General features: G+C 67.7%; 18 protein-coding genes and 1 tRNA gene. 7 read left to right on the top strand and 12 right to left on the bottom strand.

Translation table 11 applies throughout. The annotated features are described in order from the left end of the window. Positions 1 to 321: 321 nt before the first annotated feature. The 7 genes from ACRYLO_RS03805 to ACRYLO_RS03775 form a co-directional block, all read right to left on the bottom strand. Entirely contained in the window at positions 322 to 927 is a 606-nt protein-coding gene (locus ACRYLO_RS03805) for a redoxin domain-containing protein (RefSeq protein WP_482658944.1), read from the bottom strand. A 24-nt stretch (positions 928 to 951) separates the two neighbouring features. Beyond that, on the bottom strand, positions 952 to 2,988 hold the full coding sequence (locus ACRYLO_RS03800) for a protein-disulfide reductase DsbD family protein (RefSeq protein ID WP_482658943.1): 2,037 nt from the start codon (positions 2,986 to 2,988) through the stop codon (positions 952 to 954). Positions 2,989 to 3,006: 18 nt separating this feature from the next. Then, positions 3,007 to 3,083: transfer RNA gene (locus tag ACRYLO_RS03795), tRNA-Arg, on the bottom strand. A 39-nt stretch (positions 3,084 to 3,122) separates the two neighbouring features. Next, complete coding sequence (locus ACRYLO_RS03790) at positions 3,123 to 3,557, bottom strand: DUF1178 family protein (protein ID WP_482658942.1); 435 nt, start codon at positions 3,555 to 3,557, stop codon at positions 3,123 to 3,125. Continuing rightward, the gene (locus ACRYLO_RS03785; RefSeq protein ID WP_482658941.1) at positions 3,554 to 4,378 is read right to left on the bottom strand and encodes a carbon-nitrogen hydrolase family protein; all 825 of its coding nucleotides are present in this window, start codon (positions 4,376 to 4,378) and stop codon (positions 3,554 to 3,556) included. Before ACRYLO_RS03785 ends, ACRYLO_RS03790 begins: the two co-directional genes overlap by 4 nt. Continuing rightward, positions 4,375 to 4,632: a glutaredoxin 3 gene (gene grxC, locus ACRYLO_RS03780; protein WP_482658940.1), complete on the bottom strand. Its 258-nt coding sequence runs from the start codon at positions 4,630 to 4,632 to the stop codon at positions 4,375 to 4,377. The genes ACRYLO_RS03785 and grxC overlap by 4 nt, the downstream gene beginning before the upstream one ends. 31 nt (positions 4,633 to 4,663) lie before the next feature. Continuing rightward, positions 4,664 to 5,395 (bottom strand): ComF family protein, encoded by a 732-nt coding sequence (locus tag ACRYLO_RS03775; RefSeq protein WP_482658939.1) that lies wholly within the window; start codon positions 5,393 to 5,395, stop codon positions 4,664 to 4,666. Positions 5,396 to 5,402: 7 nt separating this feature from the next. Here ACRYLO_RS03775 and ACRYLO_RS03770 point away from each other — a divergent pair, with 7 nt between their 5' ends. The 3 genes from ACRYLO_RS03770 (at position 5,403) to ACRYLO_RS03760 (ending at position 7,741) form a co-directional block, all read left to right on the top strand. Then, complete coding sequence (locus ACRYLO_RS03770; protein ID WP_482661664.1) at positions 5,403 to 6,287, top strand: methyltransferase domain-containing protein; 885 nt, start codon at positions 5,403 to 5,405, stop codon at positions 6,285 to 6,287. 179 nt (positions 6,288 to 6,466) lie between these two features. Further along, positions 6,467 to 6,646: a DUF465 domain-containing protein gene (locus tag ACRYLO_RS03765; protein ID WP_482658938.1), complete on the top strand. Its 180-nt coding sequence runs from the start codon at positions 6,467 to 6,469 to the stop codon at positions 6,644 to 6,646. 111 nt (positions 6,647 to 6,757) lie between these two features. Further along, positions 6,758 to 7,741, top strand: a complete 984-nt coding sequence (locus ACRYLO_RS03760; protein WP_482658937.1) for a TerC family protein — start codon at positions 6,758 to 6,760, stop codon at positions 7,739 to 7,741. Positions 7,742 to 7,861: 120 nt separating this feature from the next. Here the strand turns inward: ACRYLO_RS03760 and ACRYLO_RS03755 are convergent, their stop codons facing one another. Then, the gene (locus tag ACRYLO_RS03755; protein WP_482658936.1) at positions 7,862 to 8,290 is read right to left on the bottom strand and encodes a (deoxy)nucleoside triphosphate pyrophosphohydrolase; all 429 of its coding nucleotides are present in this window, start codon (positions 8,288 to 8,290) and stop codon (positions 7,862 to 7,864) included. A gap of 54 nt (positions 8,291 to 8,344) precedes the next feature. On the opposite strand from ACRYLO_RS03755, the gene ACRYLO_RS03750 reads away from it, so the two are divergent. Further along, positions 8,345 to 8,527 (top strand): Flp family type IVb pilin, encoded by a 183-nt coding sequence (locus tag ACRYLO_RS03750; protein WP_482658935.1) that lies wholly within the window; start codon positions 8,345 to 8,347, stop codon positions 8,525 to 8,527. A 130-nt stretch (positions 8,528 to 8,657) separates the two neighbouring features. Then, complete coding sequence (locus ACRYLO_RS03745; RefSeq protein ID WP_066665303.1) at positions 8,658 to 8,825, top strand: Flp family type IVb pilin; 168 nt, start codon at positions 8,658 to 8,660, stop codon at positions 8,823 to 8,825. A 251-nt stretch (positions 8,826 to 9,076) separates the two neighbouring features. Here the strand turns inward: ACRYLO_RS03745 and ACRYLO_RS03740 are convergent, their stop codons facing one another. The 4 genes from ACRYLO_RS03740 to ACRYLO_RS03725 are packed head-to-tail and all read right to left on the bottom strand — an operon-like array spanning position 9,077 to position 12,874. After that, entirely contained in the window at positions 9,077 to 10,024 is a 948-nt protein-coding gene (locus tag ACRYLO_RS03740) for an acetyl-CoA carboxylase carboxyltransferase subunit alpha (RefSeq protein WP_482658934.1), read from the bottom strand. Between the two features lie 9 nt (positions 10,025 to 10,033). Next, complete coding sequence (locus ACRYLO_RS03735; RefSeq protein WP_482658933.1) at positions 10,034 to 10,963, bottom strand: tyrosine-type recombinase/integrase; 930 nt, start codon at positions 10,961 to 10,963, stop codon at positions 10,034 to 10,036. Then, positions 10,960 to 12,756: a hypothetical protein gene (locus tag ACRYLO_RS03730; RefSeq protein ID WP_482658932.1), complete on the bottom strand. Its 1,797-nt coding sequence runs from the start codon at positions 12,754 to 12,756 to the stop codon at positions 10,960 to 10,962. The genes ACRYLO_RS03735 and ACRYLO_RS03730 overlap by 4 nt, the downstream gene beginning before the upstream one ends. Next, complete coding sequence (locus ACRYLO_RS03725) at positions 12,737 to 12,874, bottom strand: hypothetical protein (RefSeq protein ID WP_482658931.1); 138 nt, start codon at positions 12,872 to 12,874, stop codon at positions 12,737 to 12,739. Before ACRYLO_RS03725 ends, ACRYLO_RS03730 begins: the two co-directional genes overlap by 20 nt. A gap of 80 nt (positions 12,875 to 12,954) precedes the next feature. Here ACRYLO_RS03725 and ACRYLO_RS03720 point away from each other — a divergent pair, with 80 nt between their 5' ends. Both ACRYLO_RS03720 and aroB read left to right on the top strand, forming a co-directional pair. Then, complete coding sequence (locus ACRYLO_RS03720; RefSeq protein WP_294018883.1) at positions 12,955 to 13,494, top strand: shikimate kinase; 540 nt, start codon at positions 12,955 to 12,957, stop codon at positions 13,492 to 13,494. Further along, complete coding sequence (aroB, locus tag ACRYLO_RS03715) at positions 13,491 to 14,591, top strand: 3-dehydroquinate synthase (protein WP_482658930.1); 1,101 nt, start codon at positions 13,491 to 13,493, stop codon at positions 14,589 to 14,591. The genes ACRYLO_RS03720 and aroB overlap by 4 nt, the downstream gene beginning before the upstream one ends. Positions 14,592 to 14,675 lie beyond the last annotated feature (84 nt).

The following is a 14,675-nucleotide window of genomic DNA, read 5'->3' as shown; positions in this document are numbered from 1 at the left end:
TCCTCCCCTGCACCGCAGGGGAGGTGGCAGCGCGTAGCGCTGACGGAGGGGCGGCCGCGCAGACGGCCGTGAACAGCTCGGCAAAATTTCGCCCTCTGCGGCCAACGGCTTGCTTCGCAAGCCGGCTCCGCTGCTGCGATATGCCCCCGGCATATCGCTGATCGCAGCTACACCCTCCACCACCCGCTTCGCGGGCGGTCCCCCTCCCCTGCTTCGCAGGGGAGGAATTGAGCGACTCACCTGTCCCCCAAGTAAAAAAGGCCGGGGTTTCCCCCGGCCTTCTCTCCTTCCCTGCCCCCTATCACAGGGAAGGAAAGCCCATCACTCAGCGTATTTGACCGAGCAGCCATAGGGCGTGGGCTGGGCGACCGAGACGGGCTTGCCGGCCTTGATCTCGTTCAGCGCGGCGAGGACGTGGTTGCGTGCCGACCCCATTTCCTCAACGCGGGCGGCGGGTTTGTCGTCGATGCCGCCCTGGAAGCGCAGCACGCCAGCAGCATCGATGATGTACATGTGCGGGGTGGTCTTGGCGGCATAGCCCTTGCCCACCACGCCCTTGGGGTCGAGCAGGTAATGGGCGGGGCTCGCCTTCTTGTCCGCGACCCATTTCTGCGCCTCGGCACCCTGCATATAGCCCTGCTTGCCCTGAGCGCCGGAGTTGATCGTCAGCCACACCACGCCGCCGGCCTTGGCCGCGGCCTGGGTCTTTTGCATATTGCCTTCGTAATGGCGCTGCACGAACGGGCAGCCGGGATTGTTCCACTCCAGCACCACAGTCTTGCCCTTGAAGTCGCTGAGCTGGACGGTCTTGCCGCTGGCGTCGGTCAGTTTGAAATCGGTCGCCTTTTGCCCGTTGGTCTGTTGGGCAGCGGCGGGCAGTGCGAGGGCAGCGAGGGTCGCTGCGGCAAATGGGATCAGTCGGTGCATCGGCTCATCTCCTTGATCTGCGGTTCATTTGCCCCCGGTTAGCTCGGTCAACATGCCTTGCGTGAGAAGCTGCGGCAAGACCTGAGGCTCGGTCGCGCCCGCCGGGTACCAGAGGTAGAGCGGCACGCCCGCGCGGTTGTGGCGTTCGATGAAGCGGCCGAGCGCGGGGTCGCCGTCGGTCCAGTCACCGACCAGGACGGTGACGCCGCCCTTGGCGAAGGCGTCGCGGACGGCGTCGGTCTCGATCGCGGCCTTTTCATTGACCTTGCAGGTGACGCACCAGTCGGCGGTGAAATAGGCGAAGACGGGTTTGTTCTGGCCGCGCAGGTCGGCGAGCTTGGCTTCGCTAAAGGGTTGCGCGCCGGAGGCGGTGGCGGCGGCAGCGGCGGGCTTTTCGATGGTGCCGACCAGCCACATGCCGCCGATCACGATGGCGAGGCTGAGCGCCCAGACGATGCCGTTCCCGGCTCCGCGCAGCTGTCGCCGCCCCAGCACCCACAGCACGACGCCAAGCGCGAGCGCGACGATCAGGCCGGTGGCCATGCCGTTGACCCCGGTGAGGCCGCCGAGCACCCAGGCGAGCGCGATCGCGGTGAGGAACATCGGGACCGACAGGATCTTGCGGAAGCTGTCCATCCACGCGCCCGGCTTGGGCAGCATCCGGCGCAGCGCGGGGACGAAGCCGAGCAGTAGGAACGGGAGCGCGAGGCCGAGGCCGAGGCCGAGGAAGATGATGAGCGCGATGTACCAGGGGAGCACGAGCGCTGCGCCGAGCGCTGCACCCATGAACGGGCCGGTGCACGGGGTGGCGATGAACGCGGCGAGCGCGCCGGTCATGAATGCGCCGCCACTGCCGCCGCCGGCGAGGCGACCGGCGAATTTGGGGGTCATCAGCTCGAACAGCCCGGCCAGGTTGAGTGCGATGCCGAGGACGAGGAGGAGGAGCAGCAGGATGACGCGTGGGTCAGTGAGCTGGAATGCCCAGCCGACGCTGGCTCCCGCCGCGCGCAGGCCGAGCATGAGGCCGCCGAGCGCGAGGACGACGAGGACGACGCCTGCGGTGTAGGCAAGCCCCTCGGCGCGGGCGGCGCTTTCGCTGGTGCCGCTCTTGGCGAGGCTCAGCGCCTTGAGGCTGAGGATCGGGAAGACGCACGGCATGATGTTGAGGATCAGCCCGCCGAGCAGCGCGCCGCCGAGCGCCAGCAGGGCTGCGCTCCAGTCGATTCCGGCTGGCGGTGCGGGTGCGGCGGCGACGGTGCCGGGAACGGCGGTGAGCGCAAAGCCGTCGCGCTCACCGGTGGCGAGGATGCCGTCGAGGCGTTCGGGGACTTTCGATCCGGCCTTGACCGACAGGATCAGCGTGTCGCCGTCGCGGGTGACGCTCTGGGGTGCGGAATAGGTGACGGCATCTGGGGTCTGGGCGAAGAAATAGGCGTCCTTCCACAGATCGACCGATGCGGGGAACGGGATCGCGATGCGGAGCGTGCCGTCGGTGACCTGGAACGTCGCCTGACTGCCCAGCGGCTTGGGCAGCAGGCGGCGCCACTGGTCGAACTGGGCGCGGCGTTCGGGGGTGATCGTGCCGTCGCCGACGGTGAGGTTGAGGGTCAGGTTTTCGGTTTCGGGGACGCAGATTTCGTCGGTGCAGATCAGGTAATCGGCGCGCACCGCGATCGGCAGTTTGGTGCCGGGGCTCAGGCCGGCGGGGATCTTCAGCGTCGCGAACTGGGTGTAATTGCCCTTGTAGATATAGTTCATGATCCCGGCGATCATCAGCCGCGTCGGTACCGGATAGCGCAGTTCGCCCGCGGTCACGCCCTGCGGCAGCGTCCAGTCGAGCCGCGTGTCGAGGCCCGCATCGCCGGGGTTCTTCCAGTATCCGTGCCAGCCGGGATCGGGTTTGGCGACGAAGGCGATCGTCACCTCGCTGCCCGGAGCCGGAGCGTCGCTCTCCGCGACCAGATCGACCGTGAGATTATCCTGACCTGCAGGCTGCGCGGCAGCGGGGAGCGCGGCCAGCGTCAGCAGAAATGTCACCAAGGCCAAACCGAATCTGTGCATTGTCAGCCCTATCGGAAATGGTGTCCCGGAGAGGATTCGAACCTCCGACCTGCGGTTTAGGAAACCGTTGCTCTATCCTGCTGAGCTACCGAGACACTCCCGGGCTGGTTAAGAGCGCGCGGCGATCTGGTCAATCAGTTGCACTGGTCCGGCGGAACCACTGGCAAGGGGAGCGGGGCGACGGGGACGCCGTCTTCGATCAGTGCCTTGGCTTCGGCGAGGCTGGCCTGGCCGTGGATCGGAGCAGTGGTTTCCTCGCCGGCGTGCATCGCGCGCGCCTTGTCGGCGAAGGACATGCCGACCCACTGCGAGCCTTCGAGCATCTTGGCCTGAACCTGCGCGAGTGCGGCCATCAGTGCTTTGGGGTCCGGCGTGGCGGCGAGCGTGGCGGGCGCGCGGTTGCCCTTGGCTGGGATGTTGGGAGCCATCACCGCCTTGGCGATGTCGGCGTCGCCGCAGATCGGGCAGGTCAGAAGGCCGCGGGCACGCTGGTCCTCATAATCGGCGCTCGATCCGAACCATGCCTCGAACACATGGGTGTGGGTGCATTTGAGGTCGAACACGATCATGCGCGGGTCACCGGGGGGATCGGACGGCGATGCGCTATGGCGGGGACGCGGCTGCGCACATCGGTGACGCGCGCGGGGTCGATCTCGACGAAGCCGAGCCCTGCCGGCTCGCCCATGTCGAGCAGGATTTCGCCCCAGGGGTCGATGGCGAGGCTGTGGCCGTAGGTGGTGCGGCCGTCCTCATGCGTACCGGTCTGGGCAGCGGCGATGACGTGCACGCCAGCCTCGATCGCACGGGCGCGCAGGAGGGTGTGCCAATGCGCTGCACCGGTCGGGCGGGTAAAGGCGGCGGGGACGGCGAGCAGGGTCGCGCCAGCGTCGGTCAGCGCGCGATAGAGATCCGGGAAGCGGATATCGTAACAGATCGACAGGCCGAGCGCGCCGAGCGGCGTCTCCACCACCATTGCGCGGTCGCCGGGGGCATAGGCGTCGGATTCGCGCCAGCGCTCGCCGGTCGGCAGGTCGACGTCGAACAGATGCAGCTTGTCGTAGGAGGCGCGGACGGCACCGCTGGCGTCGATCACGAAGCCGCGATTGACGAAACGACCATCATCGCCGCGCAAGGCGAGCGAGCCGAGCTGGACCCAGATGCCATGGCGCGCGGCGGCGTCGCGCACGGCGGCGAGGACGGGGTCGTCGGCTTCCGCGACGATCGATGCCGCGCCGCGCTGCCGATCGCGGTCGAGCAGGCCCGACATTTCGGGGGTGAGGAGCATCGCCGCGCCCTCCCCCGCTGCCGAGGCGATTGCGGCGACCAACGTACGGGCATTGGCCAGCGGGTCGATGCCGCTGGTCATCTGAAGGATCGCGGCGCGAGTCACGCGTTGAGCAGCGCGTCCAGCCTGCCCTCACGCTCCAGCGCCATGAGGTCGTCGGAACCGCCGATATGCGCGCCGTCGATGAAGATTTGCGGCACGGTGGTGCGGCCATTGGCGCGCTGAAGCATCTCCTGCCGCTTCGGGCCGCCCATGGTGAGGTCGAATTCCTCGTAATCGGCGCCCTTGCTGTCGAGCAAGGTCTTGGCGCGGTGGCAGTAACCGCAAAATGCCTTGGTGTAGATTTCGATCTTGGCCATGGACCCGAGTTGTGGATCGCGACCGCGCTTGTCAATCCGCCTCGGCTTCGTCGATGACGCGCGCCCAGCACAGGATCGTCACTTTGGCCGCGCCGGCGCGCTTGAGGATGCGGGCGCAGGCGGTGGTGGTCGCGCCGCTGGTGTGGACATCGTCGACCAGCACGATTGCCTTGCCGCGAACGGCTTCCCTGGCTCCGGGGGCGAGCGCGAAGGCTCCCGCAACCGCCTTGGCGCGCCCGCGTGGGCCGAGGCCACGCAGCACGGGGGTTGCCTTGACCCGGCGGAGCAGGTCGGGGGCGACCGGGATGTCCGACGCAGTGCCGAGCGCGCGGGCGATGAGCAGCGCCTGATTGAACCCGCGCCCCCAGATCCGCCAGCGGTGCAGCGGCACCGGGACCAGCAGTTCGGCGTCTTCGGGCATGAGGCGCGTCATCAGCCGCGCGGCGGTGACGGCAAAGCCGGTCCGCCCACCATATTTGAGGCGCAGCGCGAGCGTCCGCGCGGCCGGACCATAAGCGACCGCCGCGCGCACCCCATCATGCACCGGCGGGTCGGCCAGGCAGGTTCCGCATTGCGCCGCATCGCCGCGATCATGCTCGAACGGCAGGTTGCAGCTGGCGCACCAGGGCGGGGCGATCAGGCGCATCCCGCTCCAGCAGGCGGCGCAGAAGCGGTGGTCGGCATCGACCACGTCGCCACAACCCGGGCAGCGCGGGGGCAGCGCCAGGCCGATCAGGTCGAGCAACGGTTGATGCAGCCCCATGCAAAGCTTGTCGCGCGGCGCGCGACGCGGCACAAGCCGCGCCGTGACCCCCGCCCCCACCCCGCCCGAGATTTTCGACCGCAACCGCCGCCGCCTGCGCCGGGATCGCGCCGCGCCGGGCTTTGCGGGGTTCGATTTCATCCGGGCGTGGATGCTCGAGGGGATTGCCGAGCGGCTGGACGCGGTGCGGCGCGAGTTTCGCGACGTGCTGGATCTGGGCAGCTTCGACAGTGCGTTCATGGCCCCGCCGGGCACGAAGGTTACGCGGATCGACGCCGGTGCGCGGTTCGCGGCGCTGTCCGGGGGCATCCAAGCGGACGAGGACCGGCCGTATGCGCCCGAAGGGGCCTATGACCTGGTCGTGTCGGCCGGGGTGCTCGACAGCGTCAACGACCTGCCCGGCGCGCTGGCGCTGATCCGCCGGTCGCTGCGGCCGGACGGGTTGTTCATGGGCGCGTTTCTGGGTGGATCGACGCTGGCGACATTGCGCAGCGTGATGCTGGAGGCGGAGGGCGATCGTCCGGCGGCGCGGGTGCATCCGCAGGTCGATGTGCGCGCGGCGGGCGACCTGCTGGTCCGCGCCGGGTTCGCGCTGCCGGTGGCGGATGTCGAGACGCTGGAGGTGCGCTATTCCAACCTGTTCGATCTGGTCCGCGATTTGCGCGGCATGGGGGCAACCAGCCTGCTGCGTGACCCCGCCCCGCTGACTCGCAGCGCAGTGGCGCGCGCCGCGCAAGCCTTTGCCACGCGCGCCGATGCCGAGGGGCGGACCAGCGAGCGGTTCGACGCGATCTTCGTCACCGGCTGGGCCCCCGACCCCAGCCAGCCCAAGCCCGCGCGGCGCGGATCGGCGAGCGCGTCGCTGGCCGAGGCACTGCGGCCCAAGCCCTGATATCTTGACAAAATGGCGCGTTGCAGCCATAAACAGCCTGCGGACCGGGCCCCTCTGGCGATCAATGTGATCGCGATGTCGGACCGCATCGGATGATCCGATGCAGGCTGGGCTTTTTGTGACCGTATCCACCCGCTGACGGCCATCCGATCGATTTCACATCGACAGGAGGCATTATGATGAGTGGCATGTTGTACCGTCTGAGCGTCGTCCACCGGAAGCTGGACGAGGAAATTCGCCGTGAAGCGCGGCGACGCAATCCGGACGGGTTTCGGCTGCTGCGGCTCAAGAAGCTGAAGCTGGCGGTCAAGGACCGTCTGGCTGGCCACTGGAAGCGCGCAATCGCGACCGGTAGCTAACCCAACCAACCACGAACGGCGGCCCGGGCCCCTCTGATGCGTCCAAAGCGCATGATGTCGGGCCGCCCTGATGGCGCACGAAGCGCGTCACCCAACAGGGGCTGACTTACAATGGAATTTCTGACGTTACTCTGGCTGGGCAAGCCGGTGTGGATGTGGCTTGCCTTTATGGGGCTGGTCGCGGCCCTGCTCGCGCTCGACCTTGGCGTCCTGCATCGCAAGGCGCGCGAGATCGGGGTCAAGGAGAGCCTGATGCTCTCCGCTTTCTATATCGTGCTGGGCCTTGCGTTCAGCGGCTTTGTCTGGTGGCAGCTCGGCGAGACGGCGGCGATCAATTACGTCACCGGCTTCGTCGTCGAGAAAAGCCTGGCGATGGACAATGTCTTCGTCATTGCGATGATCTTCACCTATTTCGCGATCCCGCGTCAGTATCAGCACCGGGTGCTGTTCTGGGGCATCCTGGGCGTCATCGTGCTGCGCGCGATCATGATTGCGCTGGGCGCGACGATCGTGTCCGAATTCGGCTGGGTGCTCTACCTCTTCGCCGCATTCCTGATCTTTACCGGCATCAAGATGTGGCGGATGGTCGACACGCCTTATGATGTGGCGGGCTCGCCACTGCTCGGCTGGCTGAAGCGGCATATGCGGGTGACCGACGGGCTGCGCGGATCGGCGTTCTTCGTGCAGGAGGCCGATGCGAAGACCGGGACGATGGTCCGTCACGCGACGCCGCTGTTTCTGGCGCTGGTGATGATCGAGTTTGCCGATCTGGTGTTCGCGGTCGATTCGGTACCGGCGATCTTTGCGATCACCACCGACCCGTTCATCGTCTACACGTCGAACATCTTCGCGATCCTGGGCCTGCGCGCGCTCTATTTCGCGCTGTCGGCACTGGTCGACCGGTTCCACTATCTGAAGTACGCGCTCGCCGTGCTGCTGGTGTTCATCGGGTCGAAGATCTTCGTCGCCGATGCGCTGGGCCTCGCCAAGATACCGCCGGTGGTGTCGCTGGGCATCACCGCGCTGATCCTGACGACGGGCGTGGTCTACTCGCTGTGGCGCACCCGCAATGCGCCGACGCCGAGCCTGACCTAGCGTTAGTTTCAGCAAAGCTGAAACGGCACCGGCCCGCTCCCCCACCCGGCCACCCATAGAATACACTGTCGTTGGGTGGCCGGGTGGGGAGCGGGCCGGTGCCGCCTGACTAAAGCGCCCCTAAACCAGCGCCTCGAGCATGCCGATCAGCGGGATGTCTGCTGGCGGCATGGCGAGGTTGCGCAACGCGGGCGGGTGAACCCATTGCAGCGCGGTCGCGTGCCGCGCCTGGGGTTCCCCGCCCCAATTGCGCAAGGTGTAGAGCAACAGCAGCAAATGGCGCTCTCCCAACGGCGCGCTGGCGAAGGTCGCGGGGGCGAGCGCGGCGGGATCGACCGTGATGCCCAGTTCCTCGTGCAACTCGCGACATAGCGCGGCTTCGGGCAACTCGCCCGGCTCGACCTTGCCGCCCGGGAATTCCCACAGATCGGCCATCGGCTTGCCCGGTGGGCGCCGTTGCACGAGCACGCGTCCGTGATCGTCGACCAGTGCCGCCGCCACTACCGTGAGGATACGCCCTGATGGAATCCCAGCATCCGATTTCAGCATTTCGTTAATCTTGTTTCCGTAGTTTCCCGGTAGCTCGAACGAGAAAGGCCGAGGATGCGTGCACGCAAGCCATTGCTGACCCGGCTGTCACGCTGCAATCGCGGCGCGACGGCGGTCGAATATGGCTTTATCCTCGCGCTCATCGTCCTGGTCCTGATCGGCGCGCTGACCGAAATGGCTGGCGGCACGACGGACATGTGGAACAATGTCAGCAACAAGGTCCAGAACCCGGGCTGAATTTTCAGCGTCCACGCCGCGCGGCCTAAGGCGTTTGTTAACCTCCGTCACTTAGTTTCGGAATCGCTGAGACCGGTTTTCGCCGGGCGCAGCCGGGAAAACTGAAGCTTCGAACAGGATGGAGACCGGTATGAACACGATCCGCAAGATTTTTGGCAACAAGAAGGGCGCCACCGCAATCGAGTACGGCCTGATCGCCGCTCTGATCGCCGTCGCCGCGATTGCCGCGATGCAGGGCCTGGGCAACCAGCTCAAGACGACCTTCACCAACGTTTCGTCGAACATGAAGGCGTCGTAAGACCCTTTCGTTTCGAAACGACTGAACAGGGGGCGGCGGACCGATGGTCCGCCGCCCTTTTTCGTGCGGTTAGGGCAATTCCTCCCCTGAGCTTGTCTCAGAGGAGGAGGACCGCCGCGAAGCGGTGGTGGAGGGGCGGCTGCGCAGACAGCCGACAACAGCTCGGCAAAATTCCGCCCTCTTCGGGGCGGCCCCTCCACCACTCGCTTCGCGAGCGGTCCCCCTCCCCTGCTGCGCAGGGGAGGAATGGGTCAGGCCCGGCCCATCGCCAGGAACTTGGCGCGGCGCGCCTGGCGAAGCGCGGTCGCACTCTGGCCGGACAGGTCCTTGAGCGCAGCTTCGATCGCGTCGCCGAGCGAATCGATCGCCTTGGCATGGTCGCGATGTGCGCCGCCGAGCGGTTCGGGAACGATCGTGTCGATGACGCCGAGTTCCTTGAGATGCTGTGCGGTGACCTTCATCGCCTCGGCGGCGTCGGCGGCCTTGTCGGCGGTGCGCCACAGGATCGAGGCGCAGCCCTCGGGCGAGATCACCGAATAGACGGCGTGTTCCATCATCAGCACGCGGTTGCCTGCGGCGAGCGCGACGGCGCCGCCCGAACCGCCCTCACCCAAGATCGATGCGACCATCGGCACGCCGAGGTTGAGGCACGCTTCGGTCGAGCGCGCGATGGCTTCGGCCTGCCCGCGCTCTTCGGCCTCCATGCCGGGGAAGGCGCCGGAGGTGTCGACCAGCGTGACCACGGGAATGCCGAACTTGTCGGCCAGCTCGACCAGGCGGATCGCCTTGCGATAGCCCTCAGGCTTGCCCATGCCGAAATTGTGGCGGAGGCGGCTGGTGGTGTCGTCGCCCTTTTCGTGGCCGATGACCATCACGCGCTGGCCACGGAAGCGGCCAAGCCCGCCAAGGATCGCCTGATCGTCGGCGAACGCGCGGTCGCCGCCGAGCGGCATGAAATCGGTGATCAGCCGCGCCACATAATGTTTGAAGTGCGGCCGCTCCGGATGGCGCGCGACCAGCGTCTTCTGCCACGGGGTCAGCCTGGCATAGGCGTCCTTGAGGAAGCGGTCGGACTTGGCCTGAAGCTTGGCGACCTCGGACTCGATATCCACCTCGCCGCCCGCAGCGGTGTCGCGCAATTCGTCGATCCGGGCCTGAAGCTCGGCGATCGGCTTTTCGAATTCAAGAAAACTGGCCATCGCGCGCACCTATGCCCCGTCGCGCTTCGCGTCAATTCGGGGCGTGTCGGCGAGCGGATGGCGTTCATTGACAAGGCTGACCAGCCGGCCGCTGTCGACATGGGTGTAGATTTCGGTGGTCGCGATATCGGCATGGCCAAGCATCGCCTGAAGCGCGCGCAGATCGGCCCCGCCCTCCAGCAGATGCGTGGCGAACGCGTGGCGAAGGACGTGCGGGCTGATGCGGTCGGGCGGGATGCCCGCCAGCCCCGCAATGTCGCGGACCAGCTGGTACAGGCGGATGCGGCTCAAATGCCCCTTGCCGGACGGAAACAGCCACGGCCGCGCCGGATCGACATGGTCGCGCCACGCCGCGACAGCCGCGCGCGCGCGATCGGACAACGGGACCAGCCGCTCCTTCCCGCCCTTGCCGCGCAGGATCAGATAGGGCTTGTCGGGCTGGATCGCGCCGCGCGGGAGCGACACCAGTTCGCTCGCGCGCAGGCCGGAGCCGTAGAGGAGTTCGATCAGCGCGAGCAGGCGCAGGTCGCGGGGATCGGGGGGCACGCGGTCGATCCGCGCCTGAATCGCGGCAAAGATCGCCTCGACATCGGCATTCGACAGCGTCCTGGGCAGTCCCCGCCCGTTGCCGGGCCGGGGCAGCGCGCTGCCGGGATCGCCGGCGCGCAATTTCTCATCGACGAGGAAGCCGTAGAAGCGGCGCAGCGCCGCCGATTTGCGCGCGACGGTGGCGCGGGCGAGGTCGCGCCAGTCCTCTGCCAGCCGCTCGATCGCCGCGCGGTCGGCGAGCGCGAGGCCACCTTCGAGCGCCTGCGACGCCAGCCGCAAATCGGTGCCATAGGCCGCGAGCGTGTTTGGCGACGCACCCGCTTCAGCGGCCAGCATCTCGAGGAAGCGCTCGATCAGCGCCGGGTCGTCGCCCGGGCGGATCGTGGTCAAAGCCGCGTGATCGCCTCGACGGCGATCATCCGCGCATAGCCATCGAGCCCGACCTGGGTGAGCGCGCGGGTGATGTGGTACAGCGCCTCGGGCGAGACGCCTTCCCACACCCGGCTCTGCATGCCGACCGCCGCGAGCAGCACCACCGTCCCCGGCTGGTTTGCGTCCGCCGCGCGCGCGATGGCGCGGGTCCAGGCATTGGCGGCAGCGAACTCCACGCCCGATGCGCGCATCAGCCGCTCGCCATCGCCGGTCGGGATGCGGCCCATCCCGGCCATCGCGGCAATGAGCATCGCGCCATTGGTCGCGTCGGCGCTGTTACGATACGCCTCGACATCGCCGACGGCGACCGCGCGGCCAGGTTCGGCGAGCAGCAACATGCCCCAGCCGTCGCTGCCGCGCGGGGCAATCTGCTTCCAGCGCAGTGCGGCGCGGTCGAGCCCAGCGCTGAGCATCGATGCGATCAGGCGATCGGCGTCAGCGCTATGCTCGGCCGATGGCGTCAGGCGCGCGGCGGCGCGGGCGGTGAGGATCAGGCGGCTATAGGTGGCGCGCGGCCCCTGTGCCTCGTCCCACAGCTGCCGCATCCGCTCGACCCGCTCGGCGGCGGTCGCGGCAGTGAAAGCGGCGCGCAGATCGCGGGCGACCGCGACTTCGGCGATTGACGGATCCTCTTGCGCTTCGATCTCCCCATAGAGGTCAGTCAGCGCCTGGCTGGAGAACACGCCCTGGCTCGCCGCAGCTTCCGCCGCAGCAGCGCGGTCGCGCAGGCCGAGCATTGGTGCGGTCGCGCGCCAATAGCGCAGTTGCGGCCCGGCGGTGCCATAGAGCCGTTCGGGAACATCGGTGTCGGATGCGACGGCGAGGCCCCAGCGCCAGGCGCTGATGCGATCGACGGCATCCCATTCGACCGTCACCGCACGGCGGCCGGATACGCCCATGCCGACCAGCTTCTCCGCGAGCAGCACGTCCACCGCATTACCCATGCGGCGGCGGCTGGCATCGATCAGCGGCCCGGCTTTGCTGGGGTCGCCGTCGAGCCCGGCGCAGATCGCCTCGGCCAACCGCCAGTTGCGGTCCGGCGCAGTGTCGAGTGCGGGCTGAACCATCGGGCACATGCCGGCCGGATCGGCGGTGGCGAGCATCGCCTGCATCGCGACCTGAAACATCTTGGGCGTGTAGTTGGCGATATCGACCGACTGGACGAGCGCGCGGGCGGCATCGGCCTCTCCCATGCGGATCAGCAGCCAGGCGCGCTCGGCCGCAAAATCGGCACCGTTGAGGCCGCCCGGCGTGTTCACGCGCGAGAGCAGCGCACGCCGCAACGCGATCGAGAGCCAGCGCGACGCGACCGGCGCATCGGTGCGGCGCATCAGCGTCTGAAGAAAGCCGCCATCCGCATTGCCGAATGCAGTGACGGGGAGCCCGTCGCTGGCGGGCGAGGACGGGCCGACCTGCGCCAGTGAGCGCTTGGCGAAATCGGGCAGTTCGTAGCGGGCGATCGTCGCGTAATCGGTCTCGCCCGTCGCTTCGGGAGCGACGCCGCTGGACGGAGCGGTCGTATTGCCGACGTCGCCCGACGCAGTCGGGGATGCATCGGCGCGCGGCGCAGCGGTCGGCCCCGCAGCAGGCGCGGGAGCGGGTGCCGGGGCTGGCGCGGGTGCCGGGACCGGATCGTCGAACCCGGGCGGAAGCAGCGATTCGGGACGATCCTGCCCCAGCGCGGGAATCCCGACGCCCGCGGCGACCACCAGAACGGCGGCCAGCGCGGTCTTAGTTCGCGAGATTGTCAAGCGGTACGCCCTTCTCGACACGCACAGGCTGTTTTTCCGTATCGCGCCCGGCGAGGAAAAACAGTCCGCCGATCAACAGGATAGCGACAATGACGATGATGATGAGCGAACGGGACATCGACCCCCTCAAACCGATTCTGATTACAGGCGACGGGCCTTTTGCCCGAGCGCGATGCTCGCTGTATAGCCCCCGCGACCATGCTGCAAACCCACCCGGCCAATCCTGAACCGATTACCCGCCCGATCGTGCTGATCGGCCTGATGGGCGTGGGCAAGACGACGGTGGGCCGTCGCCTGGCCCAGCGGCTCAAACTGCCCTTCGTCGACGCGGACGCGGAGATCGAGGCGGCAGCGGGCATGACCGTCGCGGAAATCTTCGAGCGATTCGGCGAACCGCATTTCCGCGATGGCGAGCGGCGCGTCATCGCACGGCTGATCGACGGCGAACCCAAGGTGATCGCGACCGGCGGCGGCGCGTTTCTGAATGACGAGACCCGCGCGCTGATTCTTGACCAAGCGACCGCGATCTGGCTGGACGCCGCCCCCAAGGTCTTGGCCGAACGCGTTGCCAAGCGCGACCATCGCCCGCTGCTGCGCGGAAAGGATCCGTTGAAAGTGCTCACCGAACTCGCCGAAATCCGCAACCCCGTCTACGCGCTCGCGCCGATCCATGTGGTGAGCAAGGTCGCGCCGCACGAAGCGACGGTGAGCGCGATCCTGACGGCGCTCGGCCGATGAAGGTCGTTCCGGTCGCGCTGGGCGCGCGCAGCTATGAGGTGCGGATCGCGAGCGGCTTGCTGACGCAGGCCGCCGAGCAGCTCGTCCCGCTGTCGCGCGGGCGGCCGTTCGTCATCGTCACCGACGCCAATGTCGCGCCCCATGCAGCACGGCTGGCGGCGCTGCTGCATCATGGTGGTCTGGCGAGCGATATCATCACCCTTCCCGCCGGCGAGGCGACCAAGAGCTGGGGGCAGCTCGAATCGCTGACCGACGCATTGCTCGAGCGGGGCATCGAGCGCGGCGACCATGTCATCGCGCTTGGCGGTGGGGTGATCGGCGATCTGGTCGGCTTTGCCACGTCGATCCTCAAGCGCGGCTGCAACTTCGTGCAGATTCCGACCACGCTGCTGGCGCAGGTCGACAGCTCGGTCGGCGGCAAGACCGCGATCAACAGCCGCGCGGGCAAGAATTTGGTCGGCGCGTTCCACCAGCCGTCGCTGGTGCTGATCGACCCCGATTTGCTCGACACGTTGCCGCTGCGCGACCTGCGCGCGGGCTATGCCGAAGTGGTGAAATACGGGCTGATCGACGATCTGGGCTTTTTCGAATGGTGCGAGGCGAATGGCGCGGCGCTGCTCGCGGGTGACGCGGCGGCGCGGGAAACTGCCATCGCGCACTCGGTTGCGGCCAAGGCGCGGATCGTCGCGGCGGACGAGCGCGAGACGACCGGCGTGCGCGCGCTGCTCAACCTTGGCCACACCTTTGGCCATGCGCTGGAGGCCGAAACTGGCTTTTCCGACGCGCTGCTGCATGGCGAGGGTGTTGCGGCGGGCATGGCGCTGGCCTTTGCCTATTCGGCGCGGCGCGGCCTGTGCCCCGCGCAGGATGCCGAGCGGGTGGCGGCGCATCTGAAGGCGATGGACATGCCGCACGACCTGGCCAGCGCGGGGATCACCGCATCGGGCGCGACATTGGTCGGCCATATGCTGCACGACAAGAAGATGGACGCGGGCACTCTTCCCTTCCTGCTCGCACGCGGGATCGGGCAGACCTATCTCGACAAGCAGGTCGATCTGGCGGACGTGGCCGCGTTTCTGGATGAATTGCCGCGCTAGCAGCGCCCACCCCGCACCGGGCCACAAAGCTTGGGGTGGAGGGTATCTTATTTCCGGGGGGGATATACCCCCCACCCCGGCGTC

Source organism: Sphingomonas sp. SDUR79 (genome assembly GCF_056821745.1).
Note: the sequence above shows the minus strand (reverse complement) of the source record. Positions and strands in the feature narration are given on the sequence as shown.